The organism is Caulobacter sp. BP25 (assembly GCF_002737755.1).
Lineage (GTDB): Bacteria > Pseudomonadota > Alphaproteobacteria > Caulobacterales > Caulobacteraceae > Caulobacter.
In genome coordinates this window covers 227,926-246,945 of record NZ_PEGH01000017.1, presented here as the reverse complement: position 1 = coordinate 246,945, position 19,020 = coordinate 227,926, and the positions used below count along the sequence as shown (strand labels likewise).

Annotated in this window: 18 protein-coding genes; 10 read left to right on the top strand and 8 right to left on the bottom strand. The window is 66.7% G+C overall.

Translation table 11 applies throughout. The annotated features are described in order from the left end of the window. Positions 1 to 38 precede the first annotated feature (38 nt). From CSW59_RS11340 to CSW59_RS11315, 6 genes are all read left to right on the top strand, one after another. Positions 39 to 287: a helix-turn-helix domain-containing protein gene (locus tag CSW59_RS11340; protein WP_099444138.1), complete on the top strand. Its 249-nt coding sequence runs from the start codon at positions 39 to 41 to the stop codon at positions 285 to 287. 24 nt (positions 288 to 311) lie between these two features. Next, a complete protein-coding gene (locus tag CSW59_RS11335; protein WP_099444137.1) occupies positions 312 to 2,102 on the top strand; it encodes a cation:proton antiporter in 1,791 nt (596 codons plus the stop codon). Positions 2,103 to 2,424: 322 nt separating this feature from the next. Next, positions 2,425 to 3,630: an OmpA family protein gene (locus CSW59_RS11330; protein ID WP_099444136.1), complete on the top strand. Its 1,206-nt coding sequence runs from the start codon at positions 2,425 to 2,427 to the stop codon at positions 3,628 to 3,630. A 129-nt stretch (positions 3,631 to 3,759) separates the two neighbouring features. Continuing rightward, positions 3,760 to 4,530, top strand: coding sequence for a sulfite exporter TauE/SafE family protein (locus tag CSW59_RS11325; protein WP_099444135.1), 771 nt, complete (start codon positions 3,760 to 3,762; stop codon positions 4,528 to 4,530). A gap of 118 nt (positions 4,531 to 4,648) precedes the next feature. Continuing rightward, positions 4,649 to 5,341 carry a hemolysin III family protein gene (locus CSW59_RS11320; RefSeq protein WP_099444134.1) on the top strand — a complete coding sequence of 231 codons (693 nt, stop codon included), beginning with the start codon at positions 4,649 to 4,651 and terminating at the stop codon, positions 5,339 to 5,341. Between the two features lie 15 nt (positions 5,342 to 5,356). Beyond that, positions 5,357 to 6,610, top strand: coding sequence for a patatin-like phospholipase family protein (locus CSW59_RS11315; RefSeq protein WP_099444133.1), 1,254 nt, complete (start codon positions 5,357 to 5,359; stop codon positions 6,608 to 6,610). 7 nt (positions 6,611 to 6,617) lie between these two features. Here CSW59_RS11315 and CSW59_RS11310 read toward each other — a convergent pair whose 3' ends face one another. The 5 genes from CSW59_RS11310 to CSW59_RS11295 form a co-directional block, all read right to left on the bottom strand. Next, positions 6,618 to 6,959, bottom strand: coding sequence for a hypothetical protein (locus CSW59_RS11310; RefSeq protein WP_099444132.1), 342 nt, complete (start codon positions 6,957 to 6,959; stop codon positions 6,618 to 6,620). Positions 6,960 to 7,041: 82 nt separating this feature from the next. Beyond that, a complete protein-coding gene (locus CSW59_RS21855; RefSeq protein WP_369825774.1) occupies positions 7,042 to 7,614 on the bottom strand; it encodes a lipid A-modifier LpxR family protein in 573 nt (190 codons plus the stop codon). Next, positions 7,575 to 8,006 (bottom strand): hypothetical protein, encoded by a 432-nt coding sequence (locus tag CSW59_RS21850; RefSeq protein ID WP_369825773.1) that lies wholly within the window; start codon positions 8,004 to 8,006, stop codon positions 7,575 to 7,577. Before CSW59_RS21850 ends, CSW59_RS21855 begins: the two co-directional genes overlap by 40 nt. A 192-nt stretch (positions 8,007 to 8,198) precedes the next feature. Further along, complete coding sequence (locus CSW59_RS11300; RefSeq protein ID WP_099444131.1) at positions 8,199 to 10,082, bottom strand: ribonucleoside-diphosphate reductase subunit alpha; 1,884 nt, start codon at positions 10,080 to 10,082, stop codon at positions 8,199 to 8,201. 482 nt (positions 10,083 to 10,564) lie between these two features. Next, on the bottom strand, positions 10,565 to 11,608 hold the full coding sequence (locus tag CSW59_RS11295; protein ID WP_099444130.1) for an aspartate-semialdehyde dehydrogenase: 1,044 nt from the start codon (positions 11,606 to 11,608) through the stop codon (positions 10,565 to 10,567). Positions 11,609 to 12,008: 400 nt separating this feature from the next. Between CSW59_RS11295 and CSW59_RS11290 the strand changes: the two genes are divergently transcribed. Then, on the top strand, positions 12,009 to 12,668 hold the full coding sequence (locus tag CSW59_RS11290) for a glutathione S-transferase family protein (RefSeq protein WP_099444565.1): 660 nt from the start codon (positions 12,009 to 12,011) through the stop codon (positions 12,666 to 12,668). A gap of 41 nt (positions 12,669 to 12,709) precedes the next feature. Here CSW59_RS11290 and CSW59_RS11285 read toward each other — a convergent pair whose 3' ends face one another. From CSW59_RS11285 to CSW59_RS11275, 3 genes are all read right to left on the bottom strand, one after another. Next, positions 12,710 to 13,663 carry a transposase gene (locus CSW59_RS11285; protein ID WP_099442359.1) on the bottom strand — a complete coding sequence of 318 codons (954 nt, stop codon included), beginning with the start codon at positions 13,661 to 13,663 and terminating at the stop codon, positions 12,710 to 12,712. Positions 13,664 to 14,271: 608 nt separating this feature from the next. Next, entirely contained in the window at positions 14,272 to 15,045 is a 774-nt protein-coding gene (locus CSW59_RS11280) for a DUF4145 domain-containing protein (RefSeq protein ID WP_099444129.1), read from the bottom strand. Positions 15,046 to 15,096: 51 nt separating this feature from the next. Next, a complete protein-coding gene (locus tag CSW59_RS11275; RefSeq protein ID WP_201722781.1) occupies positions 15,097 to 15,786 on the bottom strand; it encodes a glutathione S-transferase family protein in 690 nt (229 codons plus the stop codon). Positions 15,787 to 15,923: 137 nt separating this feature from the next. Here CSW59_RS11275 and CSW59_RS11270 point away from each other — a divergent pair, with 137 nt between their 5' ends. From CSW59_RS11270 to CSW59_RS11260, 3 genes are all read left to right on the top strand, one after another. Next, complete coding sequence (locus CSW59_RS11270; protein ID WP_099444128.1) at positions 15,924 to 16,964, top strand: ribonucleotide-diphosphate reductase subunit beta; 1,041 nt, start codon at positions 15,924 to 15,926, stop codon at positions 16,962 to 16,964. A gap of 192 nt (positions 16,965 to 17,156) precedes the next feature. Further along, positions 17,157 to 17,912, top strand: a complete 756-nt coding sequence (locus CSW59_RS11265; protein ID WP_099444127.1) for an EF-hand domain-containing protein — start codon at positions 17,157 to 17,159, stop codon at positions 17,910 to 17,912. 230 nt (positions 17,913 to 18,142) lie between these two features. After that, complete coding sequence (locus tag CSW59_RS11260; protein ID WP_099444126.1) at positions 18,143 to 19,015, top strand: 2-dehydropantoate 2-reductase; 873 nt, start codon at positions 18,143 to 18,145, stop codon at positions 19,013 to 19,015. Positions 19,016 to 19,020 lie beyond the last annotated feature (5 nt).

The window sequence follows — 19,020 nt, the reverse complement described above, 5'->3', positions numbered from 1 at the left end:
AATCAACCAATATGGGTGATGATGCCCGGGGCTGCTAGATGCCGCACGCAAAAATTCTCCTCCCGGCGCAATGCCGGGCCGCCCGAGGGCTGATCAATTGGTCCCAGGGAGAACTCGCCGATCGGGCGGGCGTTTCGCGCAGCACGGTCAAAGATTTCGAAACCGAACGCCACGCTCTGCATCATAGCACCGAAAGGCTGCTGATCGACGCGATCGAGGCGGGCGGCGTGACCCTGATCATGGCGGACGAGGCCGGCGCCGGCGTTCGCTTCAAAAGGCCAATCTAGCACCGGAGGCGAAGAGGAGGGCGCGTGGAGCACGGGGTTTCAGCAGAGAACTACAAGGACCTGGTCCTGTTCCTGGCGACCGCCGGCATCGTCGCGCCGATCTTCAAGCGCCTGAAGATCAACTCCATCCTGGGCTACTTGCTGGCCGGCGTGATCCTGGGGCCGTTCGGCCTGGGCCGCTTCATCCATGTCGCACCCTGGCTGGACTACGTCACCGTCGACAGCCCCGACGAAATCGCCCAGCTGGCCGAGTTCGGCGTCGTCTTCCTGCTGTTCATGATCGGGCTTGAGCTGTCGTGGGAGCGGCTGCGCCTGATGCGCAAGCTGGTCTTTGGCCTGGGCGCGGCGCAGGTGATCGGCTGCACCCTGGTCCTGGCCGGCGGCGCCATGCTGTTCGGTCAGCCGCCTGCGGCCGCGCTCGCTATCGGCGCGGCCTTGACCCTATCGTCCACCGCCATCGCCGTCCCGGTGCTGGCCGAGCGGCGACGGCTGCATTCCGAGGGCGGACGCGCCACCTTCTCGGTGCTGCTGTTCCAAGATCTGGCGGTCGCGCCGATCCTGATCACCCTGGCGATCGTCGGGCGAGGTCACGGCGAGTTCCACGCCGCCGACCTGCTCTCGCTTGCGCCGGCGGCCCTGGGTCTTGGCTTGATCGTGCTGGTCGGTCGCGTGGCCCTGCGCCCGATGCTGAAGTCCGTCGCCAAGGCCAAGAGCGAAGAGATGTTCATGGCCGCCTGCCTGCTGGTGATCATCGGCGCGGGCCTAGTCAGCCAGATGTCGGGCTTGTCGATGGCCCTGGGCGCGTTCGTCGCCGGCATCCTGCTGGCCGAGACCGAGTATCGCCACGAGGTCGAGGTCAAGATCGAGCCGTTCAAGGGTCTTTTGCTCAGCCTGTTCTTCGTGTCGCTGGGAATCCGCCTGGATCTGTCGCTGCTGGTCGTCAAACCGGCGATGATCCTGGGGACGGCGGTTGGCCTTCTCCTGGTCAAGGCGGCCGTCGTGTTCGGCATCGGCCTTCTGATGGGCCTGGGCCGCAAGGCGGCGACCGAGGCGGCTCTAATCCTGGCGGCTGGCGGCGAGTTCGCCTTTGTGCTGCTGGACAATGCGATGGGCGCCAAGGTCGTATCGCCCGCCATCGGCCAGGCGGTGCTGGTCTCGGCGACCCTGACCATGTTCCTGATTCCGGGGATGGCGGCCCTGGGCCAGCGCCTTGGGCGCAAGGGCGCGCCGCCGCCGGTCAGCGAGACGCCCGTGGGCGAGCCCGACCGCTTGGGTCCCGAGCCCACCGGCCAGGTCCTGGTGATCGGCTATGGCCGGGTCGGCAAGCTGGTCAGCGACATGCTGGACCGCCACGATCTGCCGTGGATCGCGATCGAGCGCGACGCGCGTCTGGTCGAGCAGGGGCGTCGCGACGGCCGCCGCATCTATTACGGCGACGCCTCGCGCGTGGAGCTCCTGGAGCGCTGCGGCCTGGCGACGGCCAAGGCGGTAGTGGTCACCATGGACGCGCCCGAAGCGGCCGAGGCGGTGGTCGCCGCCGCGCGCGGCGCGCGTCCGGATCTCGCGATCGTGGCCCGCGCCCGCGACGCCCGCCACGCCGCGCGTCTTTACGAGCTTGGCGCCACCGACGCGGTGCCCGAGACGATCGAGGCCTCGCTGCAGCTTTCGGAGGCCGTGCTGGTCGACATCGGCGTGCCGATGGGCTTGGTCATCGCCTCGATCCACGAGCGTCGCGACGAGTATCGCAAGAAGCTCAACCGCCCCGACGCTCTGGGCGGCAAGCGCCGCCGCCTGCGGGACGCATCGCTGCGCTAGCGATCGCTCCAAGGCGTCCGTGCGGTGGGCTGAAGGCGGCGAAGATGCTCGGGAGACGTCGATCGTTGGCGTTCAGGCCCTTGCGCGCAATCGTTTCACGTGCGAACCCAGCAAAAGCTGACGCTTCCATTCCGTGGAGGTCGCCGGACACACTCGGATGTGATTCTGAGGGGCGGTCTTGTCGAGCTTTCCCTTGAGAAATCAGGGGGGCGAAACCTGACGAGTGTGTCTTCGTCGACACTTTCCCGTGGCGTTCGCCTTGGTATAACAGCGCTAGGCTCGGGTCTCCGGCCTAGGCAGGGCAATAGAGGGCTCTTCAAAAATGAAACTCAATCTCCTGGCGGGAGCCGCTCTGGCCGCGGTGTTCGCCGCGTCGGGCGTTTCGGCCCAAGAGACCGGCTGGTATGGCGCGGTCGATCTTGGCTACCACTGGCCGCAGGGCCTGAAGACCGAGTCGGACGCCAACGCCCCCGACGGCGCTCACTATCATTGGAACTGGAAGTCGGACAGCGACTGGCTCGGCTTTGTCCGCCTGGGCTACCAGTTCAATCCGAACTGGCGCGCTGAAGTCGAAGGCGGCTACCGTCCTGGCGATCTGAAGAGCGTTCGTGGTCCGGCCGTCCGCACCCCGATCGGCCTCTGCACCCCGGGCGTGACCCGCTCCGCGTCGGCCCCGACCTGCGGCGCCCCGGACGGCTCGGTCGACTCCTGGACCCTGATGGCGAACGTCATCTATGACTTCGCGCCAAACTCGTGGCTGAACCCCTTCGTGGGCGCCGGCGTCGGCATCAACCGCCTAGACGTCAAGACCCTGGGCCAGTTCAGCAACGTGGGCCCGATCGGCGCGACCAACACCGCTGTCCAGAACCTGACCGTTGACGACGACGATCTGGCTGTCGCCTGGCAAGCCATCGCGGGCGCCTCGATCAAGGCGACCGACAAGCTGAAGATCGACGTCACCTACCGCTACACCACCGGCGCCGACCACGCTTGGCAGTCGTTGGGTTCGGGCGGCCTGCAGCCGGGCGCCTTCTCGGGCCAGTACAGCGATCAGTCGGTGACCGTGGGTCTCCGCTACTCGTTCGCGTCGCCGCCCCCGCCGCCCCCGCCCCCGCCGCCTCCGCCGCCCCCGCCGCCTCCCCCTCCGCCGCCTCCCCCGCCGCCGCCGCCGCCTCCGCCGGCTCCGGTGTTCGAGGCTCGCGAGTTCATCGTGTACTTCCCGTTCGACCAGTCGGTCCTGACGCCGGAAGCGCAATCGGTGGTCACGGAAGCCGCCAAGTACTCGAACGACGGCAAGGCGACCAAGATCATCGTGGTCGGCCACACCGACACCTCGGGTTCGCCGAAGTACAACGCCAAGCTGTCAGAGCGCCGCGCCAAGGCCGTCGCCGACGCTCTGGTCTCGCAAGGCGTCTCCAAGGACGTCCTGGGCGTCGACTGGAAGGGTGAAAGCGCTCCGGCCGTCGCCACCGGCGATGGCGTGAAGGAACCGCTGAACCGCCGTTCGACGATCTCGATCAACTTCTAAGATCGACGACAACTGCAAGACTTGGGAGGGCCCGGCGGCGACGCCGGGCCCTTTCTCTTGGGCGCTTTCTCTTTGGCGCTTCCTTGGACGTGGCTTGGGTCTGGCGCGTCGAGGCTGTAACACCGCCTCATGCTGACCGATCCGCTGTTCTACGCCGTCGCCATTCCGGGCGTTATCCTGCTGGGCCTGACCAAGGGCGGGTTCGCGGGCATAGGCGTCGTGGTCGTGCCGCTGATGTCTCTGGCGGTGTCGCCGGTCGTGGCCGCCTCGATCGTGCTGCCGATCCTGCTGGTCCAGGACGTGGTCAGCGTCTGGGTGTTTCGGAAAACCTGGGACAGGGGTCTTTTGATCCTGATGCTGCCCGCCGCTGCGGTCGGCATCCTGCTGGGCTGGGCGCTGGCGGCCTTCGTCAACGAGGCGGCGGTCGAGCTCGCGGTCGGCGCGATCGCCATTGTCTTCGCCTTGCAGCGCCTGTGGGCCGAGCGCGCGCTCTCGGGCGCCGAGCAGATCGAAGCGACACCCGGCCGTCCCTGGTTCGGCGTCCTTTGCGGCGCGACCGCGGGCTTCACCAGCCAGATCGCCCATGCCGGCGGCCCGCCATTTCAGATCTACGTCCTGCCGCGCCGCCTGCCGCGCGACACGTTCATCGGCACCAGCGCGATCTTCTTCGCGGTCGTCAACTGGATGAAGGTTCCGGCCTACGCAGCCCTGGGTCAGTTCACGCCCAAGGTGCTTGCCACCGCTGGGGTGCTCCTGCCGCTGGCGATCGTCTCGACCTGGGCGGGCGTCTGGCTGGTGCGCCGCGTGCCGGCCGAGGGCTTCTACAGGGTCATCTACATCCTGCTGGTGCTGGTCGGCGGCAAGCTTGTCTTCGACGGCGCCCGCGGCCTTTTGACCTGAAGCGCGTTTTCGCTGCTGTCGTGTCCAGATCGCCCTTTCGCGGCCATACTGATCGACGCTTATATGTCACGGAACGAACTTACCGTTCGGGCGTACTGCATCCGGACAGAGCGGGGCCATGACCACGACCATCCAAACGACCGAACGCGTCGGGAGCGAGCCAGAAGCGACGCACTATCCGACGCCCGCCGCCAAGTGCGCGGACCTGATCGTACACCTGGCGGGCCTGGCCTGCGCCCTGCTGGGCGGGGGCATGCTGCTGGGCTTGGCCTTTGGTCTTGGGAACCTCAAGCAGGTGGCTGCGGTCAGCGTCTATACGGTGGGCCTGATCCTGATGCTGTCGCTGTCGACGGCCTACAACTTCGCCAAGGCGCGCTGGCGTCCGCTGCTGCGTCGCTTCGACCACGCAGGCATCTTCGTGATGATCGCCGCCTCGTACACGCCCTTCACCACCCAGAACCTCACCGGCTGGTGGTCGATCGGCATGACCACGGCGGTGTGGACCGTCGCCGCCGTCGGCGTGGTGGCCAAGCTGTTCCTGCCGGGCCTGGATAAGCGCTTTTGGGTCGGGCTGTACCTGGCGCTGGGCTGGCTGGTTCTGGTGGCGATCAAGCCGATGATCGACGGCCTGTCTTGGGTTGCTTTGCTGCTGCTCGCCATCGGGGGCGTGGTCTATTCCACCGGCACGATCTTCTACCTGATGCGGCGCCTGAAGTTCCGCCGCGCGATCTGGCACGGCCATGTCGTTGGCGGAGCGGGGCTGCACTACGCCGCCGTCTTGGTCGGCGTCGTGCTGGCCGGCGCCCACTAGAGACCGGAACGCGGCGTGGACAAGGATCTTTCCGGCAAGGCCAGCCTGCAGGGCTTCTTCCGGACAGATCCCCTGCGCGGCAAGCGCCTTCCCGCTCCGCCGAATGACCGTCATGTCGAGGCCGCCGGCTTTCCCGGCGTGCGCCTCAGCGTCGACCAGGCCGACGACGCCCTGCGGCAGGCCGCCGACCGGCTGGCGCCGATGCGCTCGCTGCTCCGTCGAGACGAGTTCAACATCCTGGCCCTGTCGGGCGGCGCCGCTGGCGGGGCCTATGGCGCAGGCGTGCTGACGGGCCTTTCCAAGGCGGGGCGCCGTCCGGACTTCGCCATCGTTACTGGCGTCAGCACCGGCGCCCTGATCGCGCCCCTGGCCTTCCTGGGCTCGGCCTGGGATGAGCGCCTAACGGACGCCTATGTCGGCGGCCATGCGGCCGAGCTGCTCAGCCTGCGCCGGCTGAACTCGGCCCTGGGTCCCAGCATCTTCAAGGGCGAGTCGCTGGACCGGCTGGTCGAGACTTTCGTCGACACCGAGATGGTCGAGGCGGTCGCGGCCGAGCACCTGAAGGGCCGTCGCCTCCTGATCGCCACGACCAATCTCGACAGTCAAAGGGCGGTGGTCTGGGACCTGGGCGAGATCGCCACACGCGGCGGGGACGAGGCGCTGAAGCTGTTCCGCACCCTGCTGGTCGCCTCATCCTCGGTGCCGGGCATCTTTCCGCCCAAGCTGATTGACGTCGAGGTCGATGGCCGGCCGCACCAAGAAATGCACGTCGACGGCGGCGTGGCCGCGCCGCTGTTCCTGATGCCCGACGCCCTGCTGCACTGGCGCAACCTGGGCCCCCGTTTCCGGCGCGGCCGCGTGCATGTGATCGTCAACACGGTGCTGGATCCCGCGCCCCAGTCGACCCCGACGGGCGTGGCCTCGATCATGAGCCGCAGCTTCGACACCATGCTGCGGTTTTCCTACCGCCAGGCCTTGAGCCTGGCCGCCGGTTTCTGCACGCGCCATAATCTGCCGCTGTCGGTGGCCTCGATCCCGAGCAGCTTCGAGGGTTTCAACTTGCTGAAATTCGAGACCGGGCTGATGAAGCGCATCTACGACGCGGGCGTGGAGCAGGCGATAGCCGGAACCGCCTGGACCAGCGCGGTCGAGGAGCAGAGCCTGTGGCGGGGCCTGTTCAAGAAGCCGCTGGCGGCCTCTCCTGCGGCGGGCACGGGTGTGATGATCCGCGAGGAGCCGCCCAGCGCCGCAGCGCCGTCGGAGCCTTAGGACGTCCTCAAGCCTTCTTCAGATACCGCGCGCGCAGCTTGGCGACGTTGGGCGGGTCGGCGCGGAAGTCGGACGCCAGGCCCAGGCGCGCGTTGCACGCGGGGCAGCGGACATGGTCCTCGTCGGCCAGCTCGGTCGGCGGGTCGAAGCGCGTGCCGCACGGCTTGCACTTCCAGTCGCCCACTGGCGCGGGCGCGGGGGGCGGAGGCGGCGGCGCGGCCGAGGGCGTGAACACGGTGGCGCGGGCCGACGGCTTGACCATGCGCTCAAGCGGCGGCGGACCGCCAGGCGCGGCGACGCCGCTCTTGAGGCTCAGGGTCTTGCGGCGCGGGGGCTCGCTCTCGCTCATGGTCTCGCTGGGGCAGTGGACAGGTGGGGCGCTTGCTGCATGAAAGCGGCCGGAAACACAAGCCTAATAGGCCGATAGGCCCCTACCAGTTCGGCTTCAGGCTGAAAGACAGGGCTATGACGTCGTCCTTCTGGGTGGCCAGGCCCATGATGCCTTCCTTGGCCTTGATCTCGCGGTGGATGTAGCCCAGCGAGGCCTGCATCGGCCCCTTGCGCCAAGCGATGCCCGCCTGGCTGTCGCCGATCAGGCGGCTGGTCGTGTCCTGGGTCAGGCCCGCGCGACTCCAGTCGCCGTTCTGGCCGCGCAGCATGTTGAAGCCGACGGCCCGGCCGCTGGCGGCGGCGTAGACGTACCAACGCCCCCGGCCACCGAACGCCGCGTCGCCCTGGCGAACGCCCAGCGCGTCGGTCACCCGATCGCCCATGTTCTTCTTCTTGCCCAGGCGCACCATGGCGCCGGCCTCGGCCGAGCCGCCGCCCCCGCCAAAGCCGAGGCCTGCGTGCGGGGTGACGTCCAGGGCGTACTTGCGGCCCTTCAGCATGACCGCCGAGGGCCAGCCGCGCGTGACGGTCACGTCGACCTCCCGCAGTTCGTAGGCTTCGGGGCGCGAGAGCATCAGGGGCGCATAGGCCGCGGTCGGGACGGTCCCGGCCATCGAGATGCGCACGGAGTCGATTGGTCCCCCGGCTGGGCCTGGTGGTTGAAGGCGTTCGAGCGCCAGCTGACGGGCCCGACGCCCTGGTAATAGCGGTCAGTGTCGAGCAGGCGAGCGTCGCCGGCGGCGCTGCCACCTGGCGACAGCGCAAAGCCGCCTTCCAGAGCCAGTTCGATGGCGTCGGTGTCGTAGGCGATGAAGCCGGCGGCGGGATCGAGGGGGCGTAGGCTTTCAGGCTTCACCTGGAAGGAGGGTTGAGCAGGAGCCTTGGCGAGGTTGTCGGCTGGCGCCTTGTCGGCCTTCTGGGCGGCGCGGACGCTCCCGGCGTGACCGAGCGCGACGGCCAGAACGGCTGCAACACAAAGGACGGTGCGCTCCCCAGCGGTCCGCATCCCGGATTCCCCAATCCTAACGGATACTCAGCCTACGCGCTTCCGGCAGCCTGTCCACCGTGACGAAAGCGCACGTGGTGAACAGTCGGGGCGCGGCGGGTTTCCGATTCTCCAAAGAAAAACGGCGGCGCGATCCCCATCGCGCCGCCGCTCTTTTAGCGAGCCTTTGTGACAAGCCCTATTGGCAGGCCCCTATTGGCAGGCCAGGCACTCGTCGTAGTCGGTCTTTTCGGGAACGTCGAAGCCGTTGGTCGCCGCTTCGGCCTTGTCCTCGGCGCCGGCATAGGCCGCGCGCTGCACCGACTTGGAGCGCAGGTAGTACAGCGATTTGACGCCGCGCTCCCAGGCGGACCAGTGCAGCATGTGCAGGTCCCACTTGTCGACGTCGCCCGGCAGGAAGACGTTGACCGACTGGCTCTGGCAGATTTCCGGCGTGCGGTCGGCGGCCAGTTCGATCACCCAGCGCTGGTCCAGTTCGAAGGCGGTCTTGTAGACGTCCTTTTCGTCCTGGCTCAGGAAGTCCAGGTGCTGGACCGAGCCTTCGTTCTCCAGGATCGAGCCCCAGACCGCGTCGGTGTTCTGGCCCTTTTCCGACAGCAGGTTTTCCAGATAGGGGTTCTTCACCGCGAACGAGCCCGACAGGGTCTTGTGGGTGTAGATGTTGGCCGGGATCGGCTCGATGCCCGCCGACGTGCCGCCGCAGATGATCGAGATCGAAGCCGTCGGGGCGATCGCCAGCTTGTGCGAGAAGCGCTCCATCGAGCCACGATCAGCGGCGTCGGGGCAGGGGCCCTTCTCCTGGCCGATCGCGATGCTGGCCTTGTCGGCCTCGCGGCGCAGGTGCTTGAACATTCGCATGTTCCAGCTCTTGGCCAGGGCGCTTTCGAACGGAACGTTCTGGCTTTGCAGGAACGAGTGGAAGCCCATCAAGCCCAGGCCCACCGAGCGCTCGCGCATGGCGGCGTAGACGGCGGTCGAGGCGGCGTCGGGCGCACGGTCGATGAAGTCCTGCAGGACGTTGTCGAGGAAGCGCATGACGTCCTCGATGAACGTCGGGTGGTCGCGCCACTCCAGGAAGGTCTCGGCGTTGACCGATGACAGGCAGCAGACGGCGGTGCGCTCGTTGCCCAGGTGGTCGGTGCCGGTGTGCAGCATGATCTCGCTGCACAGGTTCGACTGGCGCACCTTCAGGCCCAGCTCGCGCTGGTGAGCCGGCATGGCGTTGTTCACGCTGTCGGAGAACACCAGATAGGGCTCGCCGGTCTGCAGGCGCAGTTCCAGGACCTTCTGCCACAGGGCGCGGGCGTCCACCTCGCGCAGGACCTCGTTGGTCTTGGGCGAGCGCAGGCCGAACTTCTTGCCGTCACGCACCGCGAACATGAATTCGTCGGTGATGTTGATGCCGTGGTGCAGGTTCAGGGACTTGCGGTTGAAGTCGCCCGACGCCTTGCGGATCTCGAGGAACTCTTCGATTTCCGGGTGGTGGATGTCCAGATAGACGGCGGCCGAGCCGCGACGCAGCGAGCCTTGGCTGATCGCCAGGGTCAGCGAGTCCATCACGCGGATGAAGGGGATGATGCCCGAGGTCTGGCCCTGGCCCTTGACCTTTTCGCCGATCGAACGGACGCCGCCCCAGTAGGTGCCGATGCCGCCGCCGTTGGCCGCCAGCCAGACGTTCTCGTTCCAGACGCTGAGAATACCGTCCAGGCTGTCGTTGACGGCGTTCAGGAAGCAGCTGATCGGCAGGCCGCGATCGGCGCCGCCGTTCGACAGCACCGGCGTGGCCGGCATGAACCACAGGCGGCTCATATAGTCATAGACGCGCTGGGCGTGGTCGGCGTCGTCGGCGAAGGCCGTCGAGACGCGCGCGAACATGTCCTGGTAGCTTTCGCCCGGCAGCAGGTAGCGGTCTTCCAGCGTGGTCTTGCCGAAGTCGGTCAGCAGGGCGTCGCGCGAGCGGTCGACCTCGACCTTGCGCACGAGGGCCAGCTGAGGCCGCTTGGCGGGCTTGATCGCCGCCAGTTGCGCCTCTTTACGGATGGTCGTCTTCGCCGCTTCACTGCCGTTCATGACCAAATTCCATTGCTCAATCAGCGTGTTCCGGAGAAGGGTTTCACCCTGCCCAGCCGCTATATCTTGTGGCTGAGGTGCCCCCTCAGCCCAGATATGGGGCCACAGTGGTGAATGACTCGTCAACGGTGTTGGGCTGAGTTTTTCGTTAACAAGCTGTGAACGGCTCGAACTTGTGAGGCAGGATCAAGGGGTTGCAAGGACCAACTTTTTTCACCCGCGACGGAGGGTCGCAAGGCGCCCCTGGACATCCGCCCCCGGACGAGCGGCGTTCGCTCACAAGGTGACCACAAGATGTTGGGGCGGAGGGGCGGAGTATGATCCGTCGAGCCGGCCATTACCCTCGTCATCCCGGCCGAATCCCGGCCTTGAGCCGGGGGAAGAGCCGGGACCCAGGGGCGGCGCGCATGGCGTTTCGTCACCCCCTGGGTCCCGGATAGCCTCTTCGAGGCTTCCGGGATGACGAGGTTTCCTAAGCTTGGCGATTCTCAGCCCAGCATGACCTCGGCGATCTGCACCGCGTTCAGGGCCGCGCCCTTGCGCAGGTTGTCGCCGACGACGAACAGGGCCAGGCCATGCTCGACGGTCGGGTCCGGACGCACGCGGCCGACGAAGACCGGATCCTGGCCGGTGGCGGCCAGGGGATTCGGGACGGCGTCCACGACGACGCCCGGCGCCTGGCCCAGCAGCTCAAGCGCCTCGGCGACCGAGACCGGACCATCGAATTCAGCGTTGATCGACAGGGAGTGGCCGGTGAAGACCGGCACGCGCACGCAGGTGCCGCTGACCGGCAGGCCGGGCAGCTCGAGAATCTTGCGGCTCTCGTCGCGCAGCTTCAGCTCTTCCTCGGTGTAGCCGTCCTCGCCCAGCACATAGTTCAGCGGCACGACATTGTAGGCCAGCGGCACGGCCCACTTGCGGGGCTGCGGCAAGGGGGCGGCGTCGGGCGAGCGGGCCAGGCCGTCCAGGTCGCCAGCCGCGCCGGCGCGCAGCTGCTCGGACAGCACCTCGATGCCCTCCATGCCGCCGCCCGAGGCCGCCTGGTAGGTGCTGACGGTCAGGCGCTTCAGCCCCGCCTTGTCATGCAAAGGCTTCAGCACCGGCATGGCGGCCATGGTGGTGCAGTTGGGGTTGGCGACGATGCCCTTGGGGATGGTGTTCAGCGCGTGCGGGTTCACCTCGGCCACCACCAGCGGAACGTCCGGGTCGCTGCGCCAGGCCGAGCTGTTGTCGATCACCACGGCGCCCGCCGCAGCGGCCTTGGGGGCCAGCTCGCGCGAGGTCGAGCCGCCGGCTGAGAAGAACACGATATCCAGCCCGGCGAAGTCGGCGGTCGCGGCGTCCTCGACCACGATCTCTTGGCCCTGGAAGTCGATCTTGCTCCCAGCCGAGCGCGCCGAGGCGAACAGGCGCAAGCTCGCCAGCGGGAAATCCCGCTCGGCCAGCAGCTCGCGCATCATGCCGCCGACGAGGCCCGTAGCGCCGACGACGCCGACGTGGGGCGGATTGGTACGGGAAAACTTGAAGCTCACGGTCTTGCGTCTCCTGAAAGGTGCGGAGCGCGGGGAGCTAGAGGTCTCTGGATGTGAGAACCGCCCCGCGCATCGGCGGGGCTGGTTGCGGGATGCTCGCTAGTGCGCGCGCACGCCCGACCACGCCCCGCCGCAGCGGGTCGTTTTCGGGGTAATAATTTTGGTCGCGCGGACTTGCATCGGCGGCGCTTCTAGCGAGGAAGCGCCGCCGCGTAAAGAGCGGTTTTGGGGAAGGGTGTTGCGGTGGGGGAGGTTTGCGGCGCGCGGAGGGGCATGAATGTGCGCTGGGCGGCCCGCCCGCCTTCCCCCGCGCCGGAAAATCCGGGCAGGATGTCGGACGCGGCGCGCTGGGTTCGTCCTTCGAGCGTCACGCCGCCCGGAGATCGTCCCCATGCTTCCCATGCCGCCCATCCTGACCGCCTTTCGCCAATCGCCCGATCGCGGCCGAGGCCTGGCGCGCGACATGCAGGTGCGTTGGGCGCTGGAGGAGGTGGGCCAGCCCTACGACACGCGGCTGGTGACGTTCGACGAGATGAAGGCGCCCGCGCACCTGGCTTTGCATCCGTTCGGCCAGATCCCGACCTATGAGGACGGCGACCTGGCCCTGTTCGAGTCCGGGGCGATCGTGCTGCGCATCGCCGAACGCCATGCGGGCCTCTTGCCCGCCGACCCGGACGCGCGCTCGCGAGCGATCATGTGGCTGTTCGCGGCCCAGGCCACCCTGCAGCCGCCGATCATCGAGCTGGAGATGGCTTCCTTGGTCGAGCGCGATGCGCCGTGGTTCGAGGCCCGCCAGCCGATGCTGGAACAGCGCGTCCGCGACCGCCTGGGCCAGCTGTCGGCGCGGCTGGGGGAGGCCGAGTGGCTGGACGGGGATTTCAGCGCCGGCGACCTGCTGATGGTCACGGTCCTGCGCCGCCTGGGCTCGGCGCGGCTGCTGGACGCCTACCCGAATCTCGCCGCCTACGTCGCCCGCGCCGAGGCGCGGCCAGCGTTTACGCGGGCGTTCGCGGATCAGCGGGCGGTGTTCGAGGCGGCCACGAAATCCCTCTCTCTTTGAGAGAGGGAGGGGCCCACGCCCAAGGCGTGGGAGCAACCATGTCATTGTGCGGGTCGAGTGCGCCAGGGGCGTTGCTGACGGAGGATTAGGTTCGCCGCCTCTATGAGCTTTCGCATGATGGCGACAAGGACGAGCTTAGGAGGCTTGCCCTTTGAGCGCAGTCGTTCGGCGAAGGCCCTGAAGCCTGTATCGACGCGCTTTGCGGCCAGTGCGGCGATGTAGACAAGACGCCTGGGGCGAGAGCGCCCGCCCTGGATGAAGCGCTGGCCTTTGTGTTGGCCGCTTTCGCTGTCGAACGGCGCAACGCCGAGCAGGGCGGCGGCCTTTCCTGGCTCCAGGGCGCCAAGCTCGGGCATGCGGATCAGGACGGCGACGGCCACGACCGGCCCAAAGCCCGGCAGGCTTCGCAGCAGCGCCAGACGTTGGGCCAAGTCGGGATGAACCGCCACCAGGGCCAGGATGTCCTTAAGCAGCCGAGCCTTCAGGTTTTCCAGAGAACGGATCCGAGCCTGATAGCTGCGGATGATGTCCTTCAGCGTCACGTGCTCCAGATAGGTCTTCATCTGGGCGGCCTGATCGCTCATCTGCTCGTAGGCCGTCAGGCGCTCGGCTAGCTGGCTCAAGCGAGGATCGCTGGCGGCCCTGACCGCGTCGACCTGCGCCGTCGCCGCAGCGATCAGCGCCGCATCGAGACGGTCGTTCTTAGCCTTCATGCGCTTGAGACGCGCGAACAGCCGAACCTCCAGAGGCTGATGCATCACCACCTCTAGACCCGCAAAGCCCATGGCCTCACGCACCGCCCGTTCGTAGCCTCCGGTCGCTTCCAGCCCAACGCGCGTGACGCCGTGCGACTTCAGCCAATCCAGCAAGCTTCCGATCCCGGCCGGGCTATTGTTGATCACCAACGTCTCGCTCCGGCCATAAAGCGCCACGTCGAGGCGACCCTTCCCCACATCAATCCCGGCGATGATCGTGTTAAGCTTACACCGTTCCATGTCCCGTCCTTGTGCTTGCGGACCCTGTCGTCCCTGCAACCATCCGGGTCTTGAAACGTCGACGAGGGCCCAGCTCCCACGCAGCCCCTAACGGCTCAGGGTGAAACGGCCTCTCTCCGACCGTCCGCCTGGCGCGCCAACGCCGGGCGGACCTTCCGGACACCCACGCCTAACATCCCATCGGCAAACAAGGGTGAGGGGTTTGGGTCTTTCGGGCGCGAGGCGCGGTTGGGGCGGCAAGGTTCGTGGGAGGGGCTTCAAGTAGAGGGTGAAACCTCTCACCCTCCCACCGCTTCGCGGCGGGCCCCTCCCTCTCTCACAGAGAGAGGGGTTCGTTACGCGCCTTCTCCCCCGGAGAAGGAGCCCTCCCTAAATCTCACGGCGAGACGATCGCAGGGCTGGTCGGGTTGCCAAGGCATGCCCTCGGGCCGGCGAAGCCGGTCCCGGGGGACGGCCCTCGGGGCGGCCGCCGCGCGGCGACGCGGAGCGTCGTCCTTGACTGACCTGCTCAGCCCTGCACGCTCCAGCCTCCAAGAGATTTAAGGATCGCACCCGACCGGGGTTCGGTGCTTAAAAGCTAAAACTCTACATGTTGCCGTGCCGTTGAACTATTTTTCAGTATTTACGGATGCGGCTGACTTTCTGGCTGCTCCGCGCTTTCTGTCTTCGACAAATTGGATCTTATCGTGTGGTAGTTCGCCGTATATTTCATCGGCCAAAATATCGAGGCCGATTGTTTGGTCTACAATCGCGTTTACCAGGTGGAATAACTTTGTCGCACTGGCCAAGTCGTCATTGGAGTTAATAGTGCCCAAATGAACGCTGTCGTTGGTAATTATGCGTACCGCGTCGCACATTTTTTGGACGCGCTCCGGCATTCCTCGGTCGACGAGCGTTTGAATGCCATCGTTTGGCTTCACCGCTTCGCCCACCAAATGATTGATCAACTTCTCTAAGGCCACTCTGACGAGCGCTGCCGCGCCGCGTGGCGAAAGCTGCAAAATAGAGCATGCTTCAACAAAGTCGGCCTTTATCGCCGCAGGCATGTGAATATGCGGCTTAATATCGGGCGTAAATTTCGGCCAAATTAAGCGTGTCCCAATCCAAATTGCAGCCTCACTACAGCTATAGCACTTCGATATGCTTATGTTTTGAACAGGTATATTTCCCTGGCTATGAATGTTCGGGCTGGGGGTACCGAGTGTGACGCTGGGCGCCATTCCGAAGGCGGCGTCGCTGGCGGGGGAAGGCTGCTGCTTGTGAATATCTGATCGCGACGGAGCCCGGTTCGCGGCGTAGCAGTTGAACCAGCTCTGGTGTGCCTCCACGCCACAGTTTGGACAGCTAAAGCCAGATTTCCAGAGCGTCGGGGGCGAAGTCATGGCTCAACTATGCCTAAACGCGGTTGGATTTCTACTGCGGTTCCCGGCCCCTCACCCCTGCGCCCCCAGCCTCTCCCACCCGTCGAAGAACGGGAACCGCTCCGCCCAGAAGCCCGCCAGCCTCGGATCACCATCCACCCGCTTCACCACCTCCGCCATCCGCGGCGCGGCCTCGTAGAACCGCACGCGCCTTGGCCCCCAGCGGCTGACCACCGTGACGTAGAGGTCGAGCACGCTGAGCTCATCGCCCAGCAGATACCGCCCCCCAATCTTCTCGCTAAAAGGCGTGATCTGGCTCTCCATCATCCGCCAGCAGTCCAGGATCCGCTCGGCGGTCGCGGCCTTGATCCGCGCCTGGACCTCCGGGTCGGGCCCGCCCAGGCGCGAGGGATCGTCGCGCACCCAGAACAGCGAATAGATCGAGGCCGGGATGAAGGTCATCCAGCGCAGGAACTGGGCTCGCGCCGGGTCGTCGAGCGCGGGGCCAAGGCGCGCGGCCGGATAGCGGTCGGCCAGCCAGATCAGGATGGCGGCGCTTTCGGTGATGGTTTCGCCGTCCGGGGTGACCAGGGCGGGAATCTGCTTAAGGGGATTGATCGCGGCGACCTTGGCCGTTTGCGCCTCGCCCTCCCAGGTCGGGGCCTCGATCACCGCATAGGGCAGGCCGATCAAGGACATAGCCGCCTCGACGGGCACGCCGCCCGATCCGAGGGCGCTAAAAATCGTGAACGGTTTTTCCACAGATCCTCCCCTATGTTGTGCTAGCGACCCATTGTCACACTAGATGTGGTGGGTCAGTATGAGCGTGCGTCGGGCGTCGGCCTGCCGTAGCCTAGCCTAAACCGCCCGCTCGATTCTCGCTCTACCGAGGCCCCGTCATGTCCGCTCCGTCGTCGCTGATCCTGCCTGGCCTGATGACCCCCTCGGGCGGCTACAAGCCGTTCCGCTATCCCTGGGCCTACGACTTCTGGAAGAAGCAGCAGCAGGTCCACTGGATGCCCGAAGAGGTGCCGCTGGGCGAGGACCTCAAGGACTGGGCCGTCAAGCTGAACGACAAGGAACGGAACCTGCTGACGCAGATCTTCCGCTTCTTCACGCAGTCCGACGTCGAGGTGCAGGACAACTACATGGAGCGCTACGGTCGGGTGTTCAAACCGACCGAAGTGAAGATGATGCTGGCCTCGTTCGCGAACATGGAGACGATCCATATCGCGGCCTACGCCCTGCTGCTCGAAACCATCGGCATGCCCGAGACCGAGTTCTCGGCGTTCATGGAATACGAGGCCATGAAGGCCAAGCACGACTACATGCAGACCTTCGGCGTCGACTCGAACGCCGACATCTGCCGCACCCTGGCCATGTTCGGCGGCTTCACCGAAGGCCTGCAGCTGTTCGCCTCGTTCGCGATGCTGATGAACTTCCCGCGCTTCAACAAGATGAAGGGCATGGGCCAGATCGTCTCGTGGTCGATCCGCGACGAGAGCCTGCACTGCGACGGCATCATCAAGCTGTACCACGCCTTCAACAAGGAAACCGGCGCGGTGACCAAGGCCGTGGCCGACGACATCGTCGACTGCTGCAAGACCGTGGTCGGCATGGAAGACAACTTCATCGACCTGGCCTTCGAGGCCGGCGACATCCAGGGCATGACCCCGGACGACATCAAGGCCTACATCCGCTTTGTCGCTGACTGGCGTCTGCGCCAGCTGCACCTGCCCGAAGTGTACGGCGTGAAGGAAAACCCGCTGCCCTGGCTGCAGTCGCTGCTGTCGGGCGTCGAGCACGCCAACTTCTTCGAAGCCCGCGCGACCGAATATTCCAAGGCCGCGACGCGTGGCCAATGGCATGGCGCCGAGGGCGTCTGGACCAGCTTCGACGAGATGATGAAGAAGCGCACGGACCTGACGCCGGCGCAATAAGAGCCCCTTTCTGGGGGCTGAGTGAGGGGCGGGACTTGGCGCAGGCCAGGTCCCGCCCTTCGTCGTTGTGGGTCGGGCTCGGGCTCGAAAGGCGTGTACGTACAAAAACGCGCTGGCGTCAGGACGGCTTCCTTGTTTCGGTTGGCGGCGATCGGGGCTTGCCTGCGGCTCCGGAACGCCAGAGACCTTAGGATGATGAAGCGCCAGCCCAAGAAGTCGGAGACCCTGCAGGTTCGTCTGCCCCACGGCATGAAGCGCGACTTCATGCAGCGGTGCGAGGACGAGAACCGGCCGGCGAGCGACGTGCTGCGCAACTTCATCGAAGGCTATCTGGCGGGTCCGGTGGAAATGCTCACATCGGAGAGAGCCGTCATGATCCGCAGAACCTTCGTCTATCCCGTCGCCGCGGCGGCGGCCCTGTTGGGCGCCGTCCTGGTGCTGACGCCCCAGAGCAGCCAGGCCAGCAGCCTGCGCGGCGACTTCGCCGCCATGGACGCCGACAAGGACGGCTTCATCGCCTTGAGCGAGTACAGGCCGCCCGAGGATGGCGTGACCTATTCTCAGCGGACGGCGATACCCGAGCCGTCCAAGCCGGCGGCCAAGGGCTGGCGGCTGGCCGAGAACAGCAACGCTGGGACGTTCCGCAGCCTGGACAGCGATGGCGATGGCAAGCTCAGCTTCGAGGAATACCGGCTGATGCGGGTCGGGGCGGCGATGGCCATTGTCCGCCTGGGCGACCGCGACGCCGATAAGCGCCTGACCCGGGCCGAGTATGTCGCGGCGGTCACGATCCCGGACGCGGCCCTGGCCCAGATCAAGACCAAGACGCCCGACGCGCTGGTCGACGCCGCCGTCGCGGGGATGCGCAAGAAGGCCGATGCGCGGTTCGGTGCGCTGGACCTCGACCACGACGGCCTCCTGACGCTGGAGGAGATGACGCCCGCCTGACGACGGCGCCGGGGCGGAGGTCCGTATCCGCTCCGGCCCGGCTCGCCGCCAGGAAGTGCGTGACCGCAGGGCGATGGCGAACTAGAGCGTGACGCCGAAAGTGGGAACCGGTTTCGGCACGGGTCACGCTCTAAGTGTTTGATTTAGAGCCTTGTTATCGCGTCAAAACGATTTCGTTTTGACGCGCAAGGCTCTAGGAGAGGCCCGGCCTTCAAGGACGGAGCTTTGACATGACGACCATCGCGGTGATCGGCCCGGGCGCCGTCGGCGGAACCGTGGCAGCCTGGCTGGCCCAGAATCCGGCCCACGTGGTGACCGTCTGCGTCCGCACCCCGTTCGAGAGCCTGGCGGTCGAGACGCCGGAGGGCTCGATCTCGGCGACCCCGCGCGTGGCGGCCTCGCCCGCAGGCCTCTCGCCCGTCGACTGGGTGCTGGTGACGACCAAGACCTATGACACCGACGCCACCTGGGCGTGGCTGGACGTCCTGGTCGGACCGGACACCCGCGTGGCGATCCTGCGCAACGGCGTCGAGCACACCGCGCCCTTCGCGAGCCGGATCGCCGCCGAGCGGCTGGTCCCGGCGGTGGTCGATATCCCGGCCGAGCGCTCGGCGCCCGGGCGGGTGCTGCAGCGGCGCAACGGCTGGATCAAGGTTCCCGCCGGACAGGCTGGGGAGGCTTTCGCGGCTCTCTTCGCCCATACGCCGATCGAGCTGCAGGTGGTCGACGACTTCGTCACCGAAGCCTGGAAGAAGCTGGCGCTGAACTGCGCCGGGGCGGTCAACGCCCTGGTCCTCAAGCCTGCCGGGATCGCCCATGACGAGGGCGCGGCGCAGGTGATGCGCAGCCTGGTGCGCGAGTGCGTGGCGGTGGGCCGGGCCGAGGGCGCGGACCTTTCGGAGGACCTGGCCGACCAGGTGATCGCCGGCTATCGCGCCGCCGACCCGGACGGGGTCAATTCGCTGTACGCCGACCGCGCCGCCGGCCGGCCTATGGAGCTGGACGCCCGCAACGGCGTAATCGTCCGCAACGGCGCGGCGCACGGCATCGCCACGCCCGCCAACGCCATGGTCGTGGCGCTGTTGAACGCGGCTGCCGGTTAGGCGCT